This is a genomic window from Pseudomonas sp. S2_A02 (assembly GCF_054668495.1).
Window position 1 is genome coordinate 3,955,983 of record NZ_CP162776.1, and the last position, 16,437, is coordinate 3,972,419.

A 16,437-nucleotide genomic window follows, 5' to 3' on the forward strand; every position below is an offset into this window, starting at 1 on the left:
GTGAAGTGTCCGTGGTGGCCTGCCTTGAAAGGCTGCTGCGCTTTCCTCTACCGTAACCGCCTGTCTCTACTGTTACGGAAAAGCCATGTCTTTGGCCTGCTCACGCTCCTTGTTTTTCATGGTTTTCATTGCAGGTGCCCTGGCCTTGGGCGTTTCCTATTACCTGGAATATGCGGTCGGCCTCAAGCCTTGCGGGTTGTGCCTGTTGCAGCGGGTTTGCCTGGCGCTGCTCACGGGTGTCTGCCTGGCGGCTTCAGTTCAGGGACCTGGCCGCTTCGGATCGTTCCTGTATTGGCTGCTGGGTCTGCTCTGCAGTCTGGCAGGCACCGTCACGGCGTGGCGGCAGGTGTTGTTGCAGAGCGATCCGGTGCATCAGCTATCGGCCTGCTCGCCTGATCTGGCGGATCTGTTCGCCAGTACGCCCTGGTTGTATGTCGTGCAGCAAATGTTCAAAGGAACCGCCGATTGCGCGGAAATTTCCTGGACGCTGTTCGACCTGAGCATTCCGGAGTGGAGCCTGCTGTTCTTCGTTGCGATGATGATTCTGGGGGGGTATCAGTTGCTGCGCCTTGTCTGGATCGCGTGTCAGCGACCGCTCAGCGGCGAGTCGTCGCACCGGGTACTGACGGGTGATTAAACACTTGTATGAACTTTATCTCCTGCGTACCTTGAAGCCATAGGCGCGCGGGCATAATCTGGCCCGCACGTGTCATTGGATTTATGTTGCTCGAATGACGCTCTGCCTGGTCGATTCTTGATTTTCAAGTGTGCGACAGGTGTAGAGCAGCATGACCCACAAGGGAAGAGAGAATCACCATGCTCGAAAGTTGTCAGAATGCTCAGGAACGCTGGGGTGGAGTGCATCTGCTGATCGATCGCTGGTTGCAGGAGCGTCACGAACTGGTTCGGGCCTATGATGCTCTCGGCGCCAAGCCCGAAGCTTTGGGCGAGAACCGAAAACCGTTGCAGGAATTCTGCGGTGTGCTGGTCGACTACGTGTCTGCCGGGCATTTCGAGATCTACGAACAACTGACTGGCGAAGCCAAGGCGTTCGGTGATACTCGCGGTCTGGAGTTGGCCGAGACGATTTACCCGCGCATCGACGTCATTACCGAGAAGCTGCTGGCGTTCAACGATCTGTGTGATGCCGGTAAGTGTGTCGCGGAGAAATTCAAGGAGCTGGGTGGCTTGTTGCACGAACGCTTCGAACTGGAAGATTGCCTGATCGAAGTGCTCCACACCGCTCACAAGGAAGAGGATTCGGTTCAGGCTTGAACCTTATCCAGCAACACCCTCAAAACGGTGCGCAAATGCGCGCCGTTTTTCGTTTCCGGCTTTCAGCTTGTAGCACCACGCAATTCGACTTCGAATACCAGTGGTGTGAACGGCGCGATCAGGTCGCCGGCACCGTCGGCACCATAGGCTTGGGCCGATGGAATCACCAGGCGCCATTTCGCGCCGACCGGCATGTTTTGCAGCGCACTGCGCCAGCCCGTAATCACACTATCAAGACTGAACCACTGCGGCTGGCTATTCTGGTCGAACACTGAGCCGTCAGGCAGGCGTCCGATGTACAGCACCTGGACCTTGCCGTTCGGACCAGCCTTGGCGCCGGTGCCCGGCGCCAACTCTGTCAGCAATATTCCATCGGTCAGTTCGCGAACGCCGGGTTTGGCTTTTTCCTCGGCGAGGAAGCGTCGCTCGTTTTCCAAAGCCAGTTCGCTTTGCGGCACAGCCGATTGCATGGCAACCCGGGCTTCATGCTCGGCCAGAATCTGTTCGATCCGCTCGTCTTTCAGTGCCAGTGGCTTGCCTTGATAGGCTTGCTGCAAACCTTCGAGCAGGGCCTGAAGTTGCAGATCCGGAACCTCTTGGCGCAAGCGTTCGCCAAGGCTTGCACCCAAGCTGTAAGCGAGATCGTGATCGTCATTCGTGGTGTTTTTTTCGGCGGCCTGAGCCATGGAAAAAAACACGCACAGCGATAAAAAAAGGTAGCGCGACATGGGCACTCTCCGGCCTGGAATGCGCAGGATTATGCCAGTGTGAATGCGCTCGAAGGTGAACTGGTTTTGCCTAAGCGCAGAACTTTTTTGATCCGTTGCAACGGAGCGCTTTCGATACTGTCAACATGCCCTAGCGGCGGTTGCAGCAGAGGTCTAGTATGAGCCGCATTCACGTCAGCCAGGAGGTAAACCATGTCGGCCACCAAGAAGCCAGTAAATACTCCGTTGCACTTACTCCAACAACTCTCGGGCAGCTTGCTCGAGCATTTGGAAAACGCTTGTTCCCAAGCTCTGGCTGATGCTGAAAAACTGCTCGCCAAACTGGAAAAGCAGCGCGGAAAAGCGCAGGAAAAACTGCACAAATCCCGGACCAAATTGCAGGACGCTGCGGCGGCCGGCAAAGCCAAGGCGCAGGCCAAGGCCAAAGAGGCGGTGAAAGAACTTGAGGACTTGCTCGATGCCCTCAAGGATCGCCAGTCCGAAACGCGCAGCTACATCCTGCAACTCAAACGCGACGCTCAAGAAAGCCTGAAACTGGCCCAGGGTGTCGGTCGTGTCCAAGAGGCTGTCGGCAAGGCGTTGTCCCTGCGTTCGGCCAAACCAGCTGCGGCACCTGCGAAGAAAGCCGCTGCCAAACCAGCTGCTGCAAAAGCACCGGCCAAGCCTGCTGCCAAAGCTCCGGTAAAAGCCGCAGCCAAGCCAGCCGCAAAACCGGCGGCTAAAAAACCAGTCGCTGCCAGTGCTGCGAAACCAGCGGCTAAAACGACGGCTGCCAAACCTGCCGCCAAGCCAACTGCTGCCAAAACAGCTGCCGCTAAACCGGCTGCAAAAACCACCGTGGCAAAAACTGCAACGGCAAAACCAGCGGCTAAACCTGCTGCCAAGCCAGCCGCTAGAACTGCCGCCGCGAAACCTGCTGCCAAGCCAGCTGCCAAACCTGTCGCGGCTAAAACCGCCGCAGCCAAGCCTGCTGCAAAACCAACCGCTAAACCAGCTGCTAAACCGGCTGCAAAAGCTGCGGCCAAACCCGCCGCGAAACCGGCTGCCAAAACTGCTGCTGCGAAACCTGCGGCTGCTGCCAAGTCAGCCACTGCAGCCAAACCAGCCGCCGCAAAACCGGCTGCAAAACCAGCAGCCAAGCCAGCAGCCAAGCCAGCAGCAAAACCGGCCGTGAAAAAGCCAGTCGCCGCTGCCAAGCCGCCTGCTGCGCCAGCGATCAAGCCAGCAACTCCGGCCCCGGCCTCCTCGGCTTCGTCCGCGCCTGCAGCAACCACCTCGACAACCACCTCTGCGCCAACGCCAGCCGTGTCGTCGAGCACCAGCACCACCCCAACCAGCGCTTCCTAAGTGCCGGTTACCGCGACGCGCAGCTGATTCAGCGCGTCGCGGTTCAGGTTGGCGGCGCTCGCTGCCACACCTTCGAGCCAGGCCGTTCGTTCGGTCTCCTCATACTGCGGCCAACTCTGTGCCACTCGTTCCAGCCGTGACAGCAGATGTCGTTCGGCTTCCATCTCCAGTGACTTCACTTGTTCGCGCAAATCATTCAGCCCGGCATCTTCGATAGCGGCGGCTTTCCATTGCAGGCGCAAGGCGCGCAGCGGTTGCACGACATCCGCGTCCCAAGGCCCGGCTACATTGCGAAGCAGCTGCAAGCGTTGTTTGTCGCAGGTAACTCCACGTTCTTCAAGCCACAACCCGCACAGCAGCAGGCACACATTCACGCCTGCCGATTGCAATTGCAGGCACGCACGTTCTACTCCGCGACGGGAGTAAGTGATAACGGAAAAGCTCCACAGGTCAGAGGACATAGTGCTACTCGCGCCAGTTGCGAGCGAAGCTGGTAGACTCCGCCGCCATTATGATTCGACTTCAGAACCTGACTTTACAGCGTGGCCCGCAACGTCTGCTAGAAGACGCCGAGCTGACCCTGCACGCCGGCCACAAAGCCGGCCTCATCGGTGCCAACGGCGCCGGCAAATCGAGCCTGTTCGCCTTGATCCGGGGCGAACTGCACCCGGACTCGGGTGATTGCTTCCTGCCGGCCGACTGGCGCATCGCCCACATGCGTCAGGAAATCGAGACGCTCGAACGCATCGCGGTCGACTACGTGCTCGATGGTGACCTGCGTCTGCGCGAGGTGCAACGCGACCTCGCCGCAGCCGAAGCGGCCCATGACGGTGCCGCTCAGGCCCGCCTGCACTCGGAACTCGACAGCGCCGACGGCTACACTGCCGACGCACGGGCTCGAAAGCTGCTGGCCGGCCTTGGTTTCACCAACGAGCAAATGGATCGACAGGTAGGAGATTTCTCCGGTGGCTGGCGGATGCGTCTGAACCTGGCGCAGGCATTGATGTGTCCTTCGGACCTGTTGCTGCTCGACGAGCCGACCAACCACTTGGACCTCGACGCAATCATCTGGCTCGAAGATTGGCTTAAAAGCTATCCCGGCACCTTGATGCTGATTTCCCACGACCGGGACTTCCTCGATGCAGTGGTCGATCACGTAGCCCACGTCGATCAACGCAAGATCACCCTGTATCGCGGTGGTTACAGCGCCTTCGAACGCGCCCGTGCCGAACGTCTGGCCCAGCAACAACAGGCCTACGAGAAGCAACAGGCGCAACGTGCGCACATGGAAAGCTACATCGCCCGCTTCAAGGCCCAAGCCACCAAGGCCCGTCAGGCCCAGAGCCGGATCAAGGCGCTGGAGCGGATGGAAGAGTTGTCCGCCGCCCACGTCGATTCGCCGTTCGACTTCGTCTTCCGCGAATCGACGAAAATTTCCAGCCCGTTGATCGATCTGTCGGATGCTCGACTGGGTTACGGCGACAAAGCCATTCTGGAGAAGGTCAAGCTGCAACTGACCCCAGGCGCGCGGATCGGCTTGCTCGGCCCGAACGGCGCGGGTAAATCGACCCTGATCAAAAACCTCGCCGGTGAACTTGAGCCGTTGGCCGGTCGCCTGACGCGCGGTGAAAACACCGTCGTTGGCTACTTCGCCCAGCATCAGCTCGATTCCCTCGATTCCAAGGCCAGCCCGTTGCTGCACTTGCAGCGCCTGGCGCCGACCGAGCGTGAGCAGACCCTGCGCGACTTCCTCGGTGGTTTCGACTTCCGCGGCGCGCGTATCGATGAGCCGGTACTGAATTTCTCCGGTGGTGAGAAGGCGCGTCTGGCCTTGGCATTGATCGCCTGGGATCGACCGAACTTGCTGCTGCTCGACGAACCGACCAACCACCTGGATCTGGAAATGCGTCTGGCGCTGACCATGGCCCTGCAGGAGTTCAGTGGCGCGGTTTTGGTGGTCTCACACGATCGCCATCTGCTCAAAAGCACCACCGACAATTTCTATCTGGTGGCAGACGGCAAGGTCGAGGAGTTCGACGGCGACCTGGAAGACTACGCTCGTTGGCTGGTCGAGTACCGTCAACGCAATGCCCCGGTCAGCAATACCCCGGTCAATCCGGACAAGACCGACAAGAAGGCCCAGCGTCAGGCTGCTGCTGCGTTGCGTCAGCAACTGGCACCGCACAAGCGTGAGGCCGACAAGCTTGAAGCCGAGCTGGGCAAGCTGCACGAGAAGTTGGCGAAGATCGATACCAGCCTCGGCGACAGCGACATTTACGAGCCGATGCGCAAGAACGACTTGCGTGATCTGCTGGCTGAACAGGCCAGGCTGAAGGTGCGTGAAGCCGAACTGGAAGAAGCCTGGATGGAAGCGCTGGAACTGCTCGAAAGCATGCAGGCGGAGTTGGAGGCGCTGTCCTGATGGAAGCCTTCAAGCTGCTGTTGCCGGCGATGTGGGTCGAGCCGCTCTGGCTGGTCGTGCAAATCCTGCTGATCCTGCTGGCCGGTTATATCGCCCAGCGCGTTGTCGCTAAATGCCTGACTCGGTTGGGTGAGCGCTATCCGTTTCCGCCGCAGTTCTTCATGCCGCTGCGCGGCGGTTTGCGCTGGCTCATCATGGGCAGCGCGCTGATCTTTGTGCTGGAGCGCCTTGGCGTTTCGGCCACGGTACTCTGGACGGCGTTGTCCGGTTTCGTTGCGGTGGCTGCCGTGGCGTTCTTCGCCATGTGGAGCGTGCTGTCCAACCTGCTGTGCGCGATCCTGATCTTTACCGTCGGCCCGTTCCGTATCGGCGATGTGGTCGAGTTGGTGGATACCACCGACAAGCCCGGCGTCAAAGGCCGGGTGGTGGCGATCAATCTGCTCTACACCACGCTGATCGAAGCCGAAGAACTCGGTACCGGCAGCGCCATGGTGCAAGTGCCCAATAGCCTGTTCTTCCAGCGCTCGGTTCGACGCTGGCGTGGCACGGATGTGTTCCCTTCGAACGGGTTCGAAAAGTAACCTTCTGTTGCCTGCCATATCGCCATCGCGAGCAGGCTCGCTCCCACAGTTGATCTTTAGTGGACACAAGTTTTGTGAACAGATGAGAGCCCATGTGGGAGCGAGCCTGCTCGCGATGAGGCCTTACAGCCATAAACGCTGGTCGGCAGTCGCCACGTCCTACAAAAATCGGTAGTCATCGGCCCAAAGGCGCATTAGCTTAGACGTCTGTCACGAGTCTGAGTCGAGGTGTGCGATGGTGCTTCAAACATGGCTGGCGTTTTTTGCCGCCTGCTGGGTGATCAGTCTTTCGCCCGGTGCCGGCGCCATTGCGTCGATGTCCAGCGGTTTGCGCTACGGTTTCTGGCGCGGTTACTGGAACGCCTTGGGTCTGCAATTGGGCCTGGCGTTGCAGATTGCGATTGTTGCTGCCGGTGTCGGTGCGATCCTCGCGGCCTCTGCCACGGCTTTCTATGCGATCAAATGGTTTGGCGTGGCCTACCTGGTCTACCTCGCGGTCAAGCAATGGCGCGCGCTGCCCAATGAGATGAACGACGACGCTGCCATCCGGCAGATCGGCAAGCCGATGGCACTGGTGTTCCGCGGTTTTCTGGTAAACGTCAGCAACCCCAAGGCCTTGGTGTTCATGCTCGCGGTGCTGCCGCAATTCATCGACCCCCACGCACCACTGGTGGCCCAGTACCTGATCCTCGGTGCGACCATGATTTGTGTCGACCTGATCGTCATGGCCGGCTACACCGGGTTGGCGGCCAAGGTGCTGCGTTTGTTGCGCACACCCAGGCAGCAAAAACGCATGAACCGCACCTTTGCCGGGCTGTTCATCGGCGCGGCGGCGTTCATGGCTACCCTGCGCAAAGCGGCGATGTAAAACCTTCAGGCACAAAAAAGGCGACCTCTTCAGGTCGCCTGATCGTTCCCATGCTCTGCGTGGGAACGATCAAAGCCTACTCAGTGCAGAATCACCGGCGCCGTATCCCGCGGCAGGTTATTGCGCTGCGGCGCCTGCCCCGGCTGCTCATAACCACCGCCACCGAGCTGTTGGCTCAGTTGCGCAGCCACATCCTCACCCAGTGCCTTGGACACATCACGTACCACCCGTGGGCGGTTCAGCGAAATCTTGATATCCCGGCCATTCACCAGTTTGGTGTCCTGACCTTCACCCATCGCCGTGAAGGCCGAGGTGATCTCATAGGTCTTGGTGTTGATCAAGCTGAAGTCCGCCACCAGCGTCAGCCCCAGCACTGCCGAATAACTGTCGGTGTTGGCCAGCTCGTTCATGTCGCGGGTGAAGTCGATGTCTGACACGGTGCCGAACAGCACATAGTCGGCACCCTTGAAGCTACCGGCCTTGATCCGCTTGATCACGTCATACACGTCACCTTTGGACGATGCCGTGTAAGGCGTGCCTTGCACCAGCTGAAACATGCCGGAGCGCAGAATCTCGCCCTTGATATCGCCGGTGAATTTCCGCAGTTCACCTTGCTCGATGTAGCTGCTGGTTGCTTCGTACTCTTCGTAATTGGACGAACCACTGGCGCCGTAATAGCTCTGGCTGTGGTTGCTCTGGGCCGAAACAGTGTGGACGTATTGCTCTACCCGTTCCTGATACGCCAGATCCGCTACTGCGACTTTCGGGGCCGCTTGCACGCTGAACGCGCAAGCCAGGGCCATCATGCCAATCCATGCGCGCATCGATTAACGCTCCGTGGTTTTGCGGATCTCTTTTTCATCCATCCATTCGGCCAGACCGCTTTCAACGTCGATCAATTGCAGGCTGAATTTGTAGAAGACGTCCTTGTAGTCGCTGCTGCGCTTGACGATCGAGCTGATCGAACCTTCGATGCGATACTGAGCAGCAATCATGTTGCCAGTCTTGGCCACGGTGCTTTTCTTGTACAGGCCGCTCTGGTTTTGCAGCTTGAGCTGGTCAACCTGGCTTTGCATGGCGGTGTTGTCGCTGGCGAAGCGGGCGACGCCGGTCTTCATCAATTGGGTCTTGATGCTGGTGGTGATTTCGCGGGTGTCGATGTACTCGCTGGTCTTGTTCTTCACGTCGTAAACCTGAACCACCGGACGGCCTTGCAGGATGCCGGACTGGGCCAGGGAGCGGGTCATGGATTCGGCGATCATCTGCAGGTCGGTGGAGCCGAACTCGTTAGTCACGGTTTCCACGGCTTTGGTGTCGCCGTAGCTGATGTTTTTGCTGCCCAGGGTTGGTGAAGTGTTGGCGCAACCGCTGGCCAGAAGGGCGATGACGGCGATGAACGAAAAGCGTGCAAACATGGGAATGCTCTCTAGAACTGAACGAATAGGGTGTCGGGCTTAAGGCGTTTTGATTTCGAGACGGAAATCCACGGCTTTGGCGGTTGGCGCAATGGCCTGAATGAAACTGGTCTGCTCGCCGTACATCAGCTGGCTTTTCCAGGTTTCTTCTTCGGCAACCGGGAAGCCTTCAGGGCCGAGCCAGGCAAAACGGTAGTAGAAGGTCTTGTTGTTGTAGCTGGTGTTGCTCAGCTGGGCATTGACCGTCATGAAGCCGTTTTCCCGGGCCACGCGCATGGCGCCGACCACGATGTTCTTGAGCTTGCCCATGGCCACGACCTTGCTGGCAGCGCTGCCTGGCTCCGGCGGTGGCGGGGTGGCGCAGCCGGCCAACAAGGCGAGGGCGACGACAGCGATGAATTTGAAGCGCATGCAAAGACTCCGTTCTTAAGGTTGTTTGAGGCTGGCCACGGCGGTCGGGTTGGCGCTCGGGATCACGTGCGCAGCCACGCCGCTGGCGAATACCTGATTGCCCACGGCGCGCAGGGTGATGACCTGAAAGCGCTGATCAACGGTGACCTTGACCACCGAGCCGCCCACGGCGCTCGGCAGCGTGATGCTGTGCTCGCCTTTCTTCAAGCGCAGACGCACCACCTGAGTGTTGTCCGGCAAGGTACGCCACGTACGGGTATCGGCACCTTCGAGCACGGCTGAAGTGATGCCGACTGCAAGGCCCGCCAGCGGGTTGGTTTCGTTGATCTGCTTCTGTGCCACACCACGAGTGATCGCCCGCACGGTGGTGCGCAGGATGATGCCCGGCATGTCATCACGCAGCGCGCGACGGGACATGGCGGTGGTGCTGTTGAGTTGCGTCAGATTCAGCTGCTGACCGTCTACGCCGATCTGGGCGAAGGTGGCAGTGGAGGTATCCGGTTTGATGATCGGGAATGACAGCGGCGTGATCACCACGTTGTTGCTGATCGGCAATGGCAGCGGAATGCGGATCGAGTCGCGGGACGGCGCCAGGCCGCTTTGCACAACGATCAGGATGTCGCTGTCCTCGTCCTTGGCGGGTCTGTCGAGATTCACCAGCGCCTGTTCCAGCAATGGCGTGTTCGGACGCAGCTCGGCGGCTTTGCGATAACCTGGCGCCGCCAGATCTTTCTCGCCCAGGGCTTCATAGACGAAGCCGGCCAGGTAATGGCTGAACGCACTCTGGTAGCTGTTTTTCAAGCCGACCACTTCCGGCGCGTCGAGGCTGGCCACTGGGTAACCCTGAAGATCCTTGTACTGGGTTTTGACGCCTTCTTTCTCGGCCTGCTCTTCGCTCTTGAGGTATTCCTTGTCGCGCAGCTCGGCAATCACCGCTTCACGCTCGTGGGTTCTCTTGATCGCGGTGCGCGCGCCGTCGAAGTCGTTCACCGCCAGCAGGTTGAGGGCCATCTGCGTGGTCAGCATGACTTTTTCGTAGTCATAGCCTTCGTAACGACGAACCTTGTCGTTGACCAGGAAGCTGCCGAACTGGGCCAGGTATTTTTCGGTGTCGAGCTTGACTGCGTCTTCCCACTTGCCCACCACTTGATCGGCGCTGGTCCAGGCGTTCTGGCTGCCGGACAAGTCGCCCTTGGCGCGCAGCAGTTCACCCTTCTCGAAGTAATAGAGCAGGTCTTTGTCTTTGCTGGTGTTGTTCTTTTCCAGCAGGGTCAAGGCAGCGTCGACGTTGCCGGCGGCCAGTTGCTGGTTGGTTTGTGCCAGTTCCGAATCGTAGTTACGAAAGGCCGAACAGCCGGAAAGCAACGTGACAGCGCTGAGCGCGATCAAGGTGGGGGCACGGAATGCCATAAGGGGTACGTCTTCCCTGAATATAAGCAGCCGCGTGCTGGTCGGCTGTGGGGACCCATCGACAGGGCTGTTGGCCTCCTGCCAATTCCTCATAAAAAGAGGAGCTTAAATGCCATATCGCAATAACGACGGCGCGGCATTATAAACAGGGATACTGGCCATGTAATGGCTTTTTAATTACATGCCTTCACAAATGTGCCATTACTTATTTCAGACCGGATACCACACCGCTTTCAGGCGCAACGGCAGGTTCGAAAGCCACTCCGTTGCTGTAAACCCGCTCGCCCAGCGCTCGCAGGCTTTTGACCTGATGGTTCTGCTCGATGCGGACTTTCAGGGGCGCAGCGCCCGGCGCGTTGGGCAGGCTGATCAGGTGCTCGCCTTTTTTCAGGCGCAGGCGCGCCACCAGGGTGATGTTGGACAACGTACGCCAGGTTCGGGTATCCGCGTGCTCAAAGGGTGGCAATTGGCCGCTGAATTTATACGCAGCTAGGCAGGAAATACCAACAAAGCTTGAGTGAAACTCATTGGGAGTGAACAATGTGTTACTTCGTATTTCCATTTGAGATTTATTCATGATTGCCTCCTCTCGTTTTCTGGCGTGGCTCGTGCTGCCGGTGATCGCGTTCTGCAGCTTCAATGCGCTGGCCGAAACCGCGGAAGGTGCGCCCAAGGCTCTGCATTTGCTCGATTACATTGGCGCTGATTACCCGGCGACGGTCGAGGCGGGCAAAATCATCGATGAGTCTGAATACCGCGAACAGCAGGAATTCCTCAAGGTGCTGCAAGGCTTGATCGCCGATTTGCCGGCCAAACCTGAACGCGCAGAGCTGGAGCAGGGCATCGGTAGTCTTGGCGTTGCAATCGCCGCTCGCAAGGAGGGCGCAGACGTCGCCCGTCAGGCGCGGCAGCTGGGGGCAAAACTGGCGGTGACCTATGAGGTCAGCCAGGCTCCGGTTATCACGCCGGACCCGACTCGCGGCGCGCCGCTGTATGCCCAGCAATGCTCGGTGTGCCATGGCGATGCGGGCGCTGGTGATGGCCCGGCAGGTGTCGGCATGACGCCGCCGCCGGCCAATCTGCGCGATGCCGTGCGACTGGACCGTCTGAGCCTCTATGCGATCTACAACACGCTGGGCATGGGCGTTGAAGGCACCGACATGCCGGCCTTCGCCGATCAACTGGATGATCGTCAACGTTGGGACCTGGCGACTTATATCGCCAGCTTCAGTGCCGACCCCGCCGCGGCAAAATCCGAGAAAACCTACAACATCGCCGACCTGGCACGTCAGACGCCAGCCGAAGTGCAGACCGCCGAAGGTTCGCAAGCGGCCGCGACCTTCCGCGCGCAACGAGCGCAACCGCCGCAGGTCAAGCGTGGCCCGGGACAGTTGCTGGATTACACGGCGGCCACCTTGGACAAGAGCATCGCCGCCTACCGTGCCGGCGAACACGATCAGGCCTACGACCTGTCGGTGGCCGCGTACCTGGAAGGCTTTGAGCTGGTCGAAAGCTCCCTGGACAACGTCGACGCCAACGTGCGCAAAGACACCGAGAAGTCCCTGATGGCTTACCGTCAATCGTTGCAGGACGGTTTGCCGGTGGCCCAGGCCGAGCAGCGTCTGGAGGCGGCCAAGGCCAAATTGAAAGAGTCCGCTGGCCTGCTAGGCAGTGATGGTTTGAGCTGGTCGCTGAGCTACATTTCCGGTCTGTTGATTCTGTTGCGAGAAGGTCTGGAAGCGATTCTGGTGCTCGCGGCGATCCTCGCGTTCCTGCGCAATACCGGTCAGCAATCGGCAGTGCGTAGCGTCAACATCGGTTGGGGCTTGGCACTGCTGGCCGGGCTGGCGACCTGGGCGGTGGCGGCGTATGTAATCGACGTCAGCGGTGCCCAGCGTGAACTGCTGGAAGGCGCGACGGCGTTATTTGCCAGTGTCATGGTGCTTTGGCTCGGGGTGTGGATGCACGACCGTCGCCACGCGGCGGCCTGGCAGGATTACATCAAGAGCAGCCTGGTGAGCGGCGGTGGGCGTTTCGGGTTTGCGATCCTGGCGTTCTTCTCGGTGTATCGCGAGCTGTTCGAAGTGATCCTGTTTTACGAAACCCTGTGGTTGCAGGCCGGGCCGGCAGGGCACAACGCCGTAATGGCGGGCGGGGCGACGGCGCTGGTATTGCTGATCGGTCTGGCCTGGGTGATTCTGCGCGGCTCGGCGAAACTGCCGTTGGCGTTGTTCTTCGGCATCAATGCCGGGCTGCTGTGCGCGTTGTCGGTGGTGTTTGCCGGCCATGGCGTGAAGGCGTTGCAGGAAGCCGGGATCTTCGGCACGCGGCCGGTGCCGTTCTTTGACTTCGACTGGCTGGGGATCCACGCTGATGCGTATTCGCTGAGTGCTCAGGCCGTGGCGATCATTGCGATCATCGTGTTGTACAGCCGTAGCCGGTTGGCCGAGAAGCGGCGTCTGCCGGTTTCTTAAAAGCATTCGCTGCGCTCACAATCGCGAGCAGGCTTGCTCCCACAGGATTGCGTATAACCTGTGGGGGCGAGCCTGCTCGCGATTTTTTTGGAAGAGGAAAAACACTATGCGCGTGTGGATCGATGCCGACGCTTGTCCTCGGGCAGCCAAGGATCTGGTGGTGAAATTCGCCCTCAAGCGCCAGTTCGAAGTGGTACTGGTGGCCGGTCAGCCGCAGATCAAACCGGGCCTCGCCCTGGTGAAGCTGATCGTGGTGCCCAGCGGCCCGGATGCCGCCGATGATTACCTGGTGGAATACGCGGTGCCGGGTGAGCTGGTGATTTGCAGCGATGTGCCGCTTGCGGACCGGTTGGTGAAGAAAGGCGTTGCGGCGCTGGATCCACGGGGCAAGGAGTTCGATGCGCAGAACATGGGTGATCGACTGGCGGTGCGTAACCTGTTCACCGATCTGCGCGAGCAGGGTCAGATGAGCGGCGGACCGGCGCCGTTTGGCGACCGTGAGAAGCAGGCGTTCGCCAATGCGCTGGACCGGATACTTACGCGGTTGTCGCGCAAGTCTTGAGGGCGACCTAGTCCCTGTGGGAGCGAGCCTGCTCGCGATAGCGGCCTAACAGTCAACCTAAGCGTTGAATGTTAGGCCGCTATCGCGAGCAGGCTCGCTCCCACATTGGTCCGTGTCAGGCGTCGTTTTCGTGGGTCAGTTCCAGTACGCGGTCGACCAGTTTGTTGATGCCGGAAGCGGCCTCGCTGATCGATTGCGCCAGCATATACGCCGGAGTGCTCACCAGCTTGCGCGCCTTGTCTTCGACGATGTCGGTCACTGCGCACTCGGCATGGGTGGCGCCCATTTTGTTCATTGCGGCGGCGGTATCGGCGTCGTTGCCGATGGTGCAGGTCACACCCGGGCCGTAGATCTTGGCGGCCAGGGCCGGCGAGATGCAGATCAGCCCCACCGGTTTGCCGGCCTCGGCGAACGCTTCGGTCAACGCCAGGACGTCAGGCTGAACGCTGCAACCGGCGCCTTCGACGGCAAAGTTCGACAGGTTCTTGGCCGAGCCGAATCCGCCTGGAACGATCAGCGCATCGAAGTCTTCGACGCTGGCGTCCCGGATATCCTTGATGTTGCCCCGGGCGATCCGTGCCGATTCCACCAGCACATTGCGCGCCTCGGGCATTTCTTCGCCGGTCAGGTGGTTGATCACATGCAACTGCGCGATATTGGGTGCGAAACACTGCACCTGGGCGCCGCGCTGGTCCAGCCGCAGCAGGGTGATCACGCTTTCGTGGATCTCGGCGCCGTCGTACACGCCGCAGCCGGAAAGGATCACTGCAATTTTTTTGCTCATGGGCTTTTCTCCAGATTCATGGCGTTAAATGTCCACTAATTTGTCACTCGTTGCCATAGGGTTAATACGCGGCTACACCTAATCTCTGCTGAACGATTCTGATCAGGGCGCGTCATGGACTTCATTCTGTATGCGGTGCCGTTTTTCTTTGTGCTGATTGCGGTCGAGTGGCTGGCCGACCGTTGGCGCGGGGTGAGCAATTACCGCGTGGCAGATGCGATCAACAGCGTCAGCACCGGCGTGCTGTCGACCACCACGGGTCTGTTGACCAAAGGCGTCGGCCTGGTGACTTATGCCTTCGCCCTGAAGCATCTGGCCTTGATTGAGTTGTCGGCCGACAGTGTCTGGGTCTGGGTGTTTGCCTTCGTCTTCTACGACTTTTGCTATTACTGGCTGCACCGCATGGGCCACGAGCGCAACATCCTCTGGGCTGCCCACTCGGTGCATCACCAGAGCGAGGATTACAACCTCTCCACGGCCTTGCGCCAGACCAGCACCGGGTTTCTGTTGAGCTGGATTTTCTATCTGCCCATGGCCGTGCTCGGCGTGCCGCTGGTGGTGTTTGTCAGCGTTGCGGCGCTGAATCTGCTGTACCAGTTCTGGGTGCATACCCGGCACATTCCCAAGCTCGGCTGGTTCGAATGGTTCTTCGTCACGCCGTCCAATCATCGGGCTCACCATGCACAGAACGCTCTCTACATGGATCGCAACTACGGCGGGGTGTTCATTATTTGGGACCGTCTATTTGGCTCGTTCCAGGAAGAGGACGACAACGATCCGGTGATTTTCGGCGTGACCACGCCGCTGGCGAGCTGGAATCCATTGTGGGCAAACGTGCAGTTCTATGCGCAGCTGTGGGATGACGCCCGGCGCGCCGAAAGCGGGTGGGACAAGCTGCGGATCTGGTTCATGCGCACCGGTTGGCGGCCAGCGGATGTGGCGGCTAAATACCCGATGAACAAACCGGACCTGAGCCAGTTCCGCAAATTTGAGGTGCCGCTGGACGGGCGCCAGCAGTGGTATGTGGCGCTACAGTTCTGCGTCTACATCGCTTTGGGCAGTTACTTGATGAACCTGGAACAGAGCCTGCCGGTTTCGGCTCTGGTGTTGGGCTGGGGTGCCGTGGCATGGGGGCTGTTTGTGTTGGGCGTGGCCTTGGAAAATCGCCCGCAGGCACTGAAACTGGAGCTGTTACGGTTGGCGTCGAACCTGCCGCTGGTATGGCTGGCGCCAATGGTCGGGCTATGGCCGGGCAGCGCGGTGGGCTGGGTAGGGCTGCTCAGTTACAGCCTGCTCAGCGGAATCGGTCTCTACTGTTGTAGAAACCGCTTCACTCGATGGGCGTCGTAGGTTCGCTGGACTTGGCCTGTTCGGCTTTCAACGCTTGCTCGTCGGCATAGATCTTCTTCGCCAGACGGGCATTCTTGAAGCGCCGCCGCAGCCACAGGCAAAAGCCCAGTACCAGCAGGGCGCCCAGCACCCACAGCTCATACTTCTTGACGCTGCCCAGCATGCCTTCGAGCACTGCGCCGAAGTGATAGGCGGCGGAAGCCAGCGCGGCGGCCCAGATCGCTGCGCCAATCCCGTTGAGCAGCAGATAACGTCCCGGCGGATAGCCCGACAGACCGATCGCCACCGGCATCACGGTGCGCAAGCCGTAGACAAAGCGGAAGCTCAGCACCCAGATGTCCGGGTGTTTGCGGATATGTTCCAGCGCCCGATCACCCATCAGTTGCCAGCGCGGTTTGCGCGCCAGCAATTTGCGCCCGTGCTTGCGCCCCAGGAAGTACCACAGCTGATCGCCGGCATAACTGCCGAGGAACGCCACGAGCATTACCACCTTGATGTCCATGTATCCGCGGAACGCAAGGAAGCCCGCGAGCACCAGGATGGTTTCGCCTTCGAAGAACGTGCCGAGAAAGAGGGCGAAGTAGCCGAATTCCTGAAGAAATTGTTGGAGCATTGTCTGGGTGCTGGCGAAATGAACGCGCAGCCTAACCCCTCGGACACATTCAGGAAAGTGTCAAAATGTGTCTCGACGTGAACATTTCCTACAAGGACAATGGAATGCGGCTATAGGGGGTAAGCAGGTGTCTCGTCTTGGAGTCACGTTCAAGCCGCCGCTGCAGTTGAACAGTGACTTCAAGACGAGACACTTAT

General features: G+C 59.6%; 17 protein-coding genes and 1 pseudogene. 9 read left to right on the top strand and 9 right to left on the bottom strand.

The genetic code is table 11. From position 1 onward, the window contains the following. Positions 1 to 85 precede the first annotated feature (85 nt). Entirely contained in the window at positions 86 to 637 is a 552-nt protein-coding gene (locus AB4O41_RS18010) for a disulfide bond formation protein B (RefSeq protein WP_460144150.1), read from the top strand. A 179-nt stretch (positions 638 to 816) separates the two neighbouring features. Further along, positions 817 to 1,275: an Rsd/AlgQ family anti-sigma factor gene (locus AB4O41_RS18015; RefSeq protein ID WP_007899333.1), complete on the top strand. Its 459-nt coding sequence runs from the start codon at positions 817 to 819 to the stop codon at positions 1,273 to 1,275. A gap of 62 nt (positions 1,276 to 1,337) precedes the next feature. On the opposite strand, the gene AB4O41_RS18020 is transcribed toward AB4O41_RS18015, so the two are convergent. Beyond that, on the bottom strand, positions 1,338 to 2,003 hold the full coding sequence (locus tag AB4O41_RS18020) for an FKBP-type peptidyl-prolyl cis-trans isomerase (RefSeq protein WP_460144151.1): 666 nt from the start codon (positions 2,001 to 2,003) through the stop codon (positions 1,338 to 1,340). A 192-nt stretch (positions 2,004 to 2,195) separates the two neighbouring features. On the opposite strand from AB4O41_RS18020, the gene AB4O41_RS18025 reads away from it, so the two are divergent. Then, positions 2,196 to 3,350, top strand: coding sequence for an AlgP family protein (locus AB4O41_RS18025; protein WP_460144152.1), 1,155 nt, complete (start codon positions 2,196 to 2,198; stop codon positions 3,348 to 3,350). Here the strand turns inward: AB4O41_RS18025 and AB4O41_RS18030 are convergent. Next, on the bottom strand, positions 3,347 to 3,811 hold the full coding sequence (locus AB4O41_RS18030) for a TIGR02444 family protein (RefSeq protein WP_460144153.1): 465 nt from the start codon (positions 3,809 to 3,811) through the stop codon (positions 3,347 to 3,349). The two genes, AB4O41_RS18025 and AB4O41_RS18030, sit on opposite strands and share 4 nt — an antisense overlap. Before the next feature lie 50 nt (positions 3,812 to 3,861). On the opposite strand from AB4O41_RS18030, the gene AB4O41_RS18035 reads away from it, so the two are divergent. The 3 genes from AB4O41_RS18035 to AB4O41_RS18045 all read left to right on the top strand — a co-directional run bounded on the left by AB4O41_RS18035 (position 3,862) and on the right by AB4O41_RS18045 (position 7,221). Continuing rightward, the gene (locus AB4O41_RS18035) at positions 3,862 to 5,772 is read left to right on the top strand and encodes an ATP-binding cassette domain-containing protein (protein WP_367373407.1); all 1,911 of its coding nucleotides are present in this window, start codon (positions 3,862 to 3,864) and stop codon (positions 5,770 to 5,772) included. Further along, a complete protein-coding gene (locus AB4O41_RS18040; RefSeq protein ID WP_460144154.1) occupies positions 5,772 to 6,353 on the top strand; it encodes a mechanosensitive ion channel domain-containing protein in 582 nt (193 codons plus the stop codon). Before AB4O41_RS18035 ends, AB4O41_RS18040 begins: the two co-directional genes overlap by 1 nt. A gap of 235 nt (positions 6,354 to 6,588) precedes the next feature. Further along, positions 6,589 to 7,221, top strand: a complete 633-nt coding sequence (locus tag AB4O41_RS18045; protein WP_460144155.1) for a LysE family transporter — start codon at positions 6,589 to 6,591, stop codon at positions 7,219 to 7,221. A gap of 80 nt (positions 7,222 to 7,301) precedes the next feature. On the opposite strand, the gene AB4O41_RS18050 is transcribed toward AB4O41_RS18045, so the two are convergent. The 5 genes and pseudogenes from AB4O41_RS18050 to AB4O41_RS18070 all read right to left on the bottom strand — a co-directional run. Next, positions 7,302 to 8,045, bottom strand: coding sequence for a penicillin-binding protein activator LpoB (locus AB4O41_RS18050; protein ID WP_460144156.1), 744 nt, complete (start codon positions 8,043 to 8,045; stop codon positions 7,302 to 7,304). A 3-nt stretch (positions 8,046 to 8,048) separates the two neighbouring features. After that, on the bottom strand, positions 8,049 to 8,636 hold the full coding sequence (lpoB, locus tag AB4O41_RS18055) for a penicillin-binding protein activator LpoB (RefSeq protein WP_007899345.1): 588 nt from the start codon (positions 8,634 to 8,636) through the stop codon (positions 8,049 to 8,051). 39 nt (positions 8,637 to 8,675) lie between these two features. After that, positions 8,676 to 9,047, bottom strand: coding sequence for a YcfL family protein (locus tag AB4O41_RS18060; RefSeq protein WP_038980807.1), 372 nt, complete (start codon positions 9,045 to 9,047; stop codon positions 8,676 to 8,678). A 15-nt stretch (positions 9,048 to 9,062) separates the two neighbouring features. Beyond that, complete coding sequence (locus tag AB4O41_RS18065; RefSeq protein WP_460144157.1) at positions 9,063 to 10,457, bottom strand: COG3014 family protein; 1,395 nt, start codon at positions 10,455 to 10,457, stop codon at positions 9,063 to 9,065. 205 nt (positions 10,458 to 10,662) lie between these two features. After that, positions 10,663 to 10,914, bottom strand: a pseudogene (locus AB4O41_RS18070) (hypothetical protein); the annotation flags it as partial. A 118-nt stretch (positions 10,915 to 11,032) separates the two neighbouring features. On the opposite strand from AB4O41_RS18070, the gene AB4O41_RS18075 reads away from it, so the two are divergent. Continuing rightward, positions 11,033 to 12,931, top strand: coding sequence for an FTR1 family protein (locus AB4O41_RS18075; RefSeq protein ID WP_460144158.1), 1,899 nt, complete (start codon positions 11,033 to 11,035; stop codon positions 12,929 to 12,931). Positions 12,932 to 13,037: 106 nt separating this feature from the next. Continuing rightward, positions 13,038 to 13,493 (top strand): YaiI/YqxD family protein, encoded by a 456-nt coding sequence (locus tag AB4O41_RS18080; RefSeq protein WP_201061311.1) that lies wholly within the window; start codon positions 13,038 to 13,040, stop codon positions 13,491 to 13,493. A gap of 115 nt (positions 13,494 to 13,608) precedes the next feature. Here AB4O41_RS18080 and elbB read toward each other — a convergent pair whose 3' ends face one another. Beyond that, entirely contained in the window at positions 13,609 to 14,277 is a 669-nt protein-coding gene (gene elbB / locus AB4O41_RS18085; protein ID WP_460144159.1) for an isoprenoid biosynthesis glyoxalase ElbB, read from the bottom strand. A gap of 114 nt (positions 14,278 to 14,391) precedes the next feature. Between elbB and AB4O41_RS18090 the strand changes: the two genes are divergently transcribed. Next, on the top strand, positions 14,392 to 15,627 hold the full coding sequence (locus AB4O41_RS18090) for a sterol desaturase family protein (protein ID WP_460144160.1): 1,236 nt from the start codon (positions 14,392 to 14,394) through the stop codon (positions 15,625 to 15,627). Here AB4O41_RS18090 and AB4O41_RS18095 read toward each other — a convergent pair. Then, a complete protein-coding gene (locus tag AB4O41_RS18095) occupies positions 15,608 to 16,240 on the bottom strand; it encodes a DedA family protein (RefSeq protein ID WP_008076083.1) in 633 nt (210 codons plus the stop codon). The genes AB4O41_RS18090 and AB4O41_RS18095 overlap by 20 nt on opposite strands. Between the last annotated feature and the right edge of the window lie 197 nt (positions 16,241 to 16,437).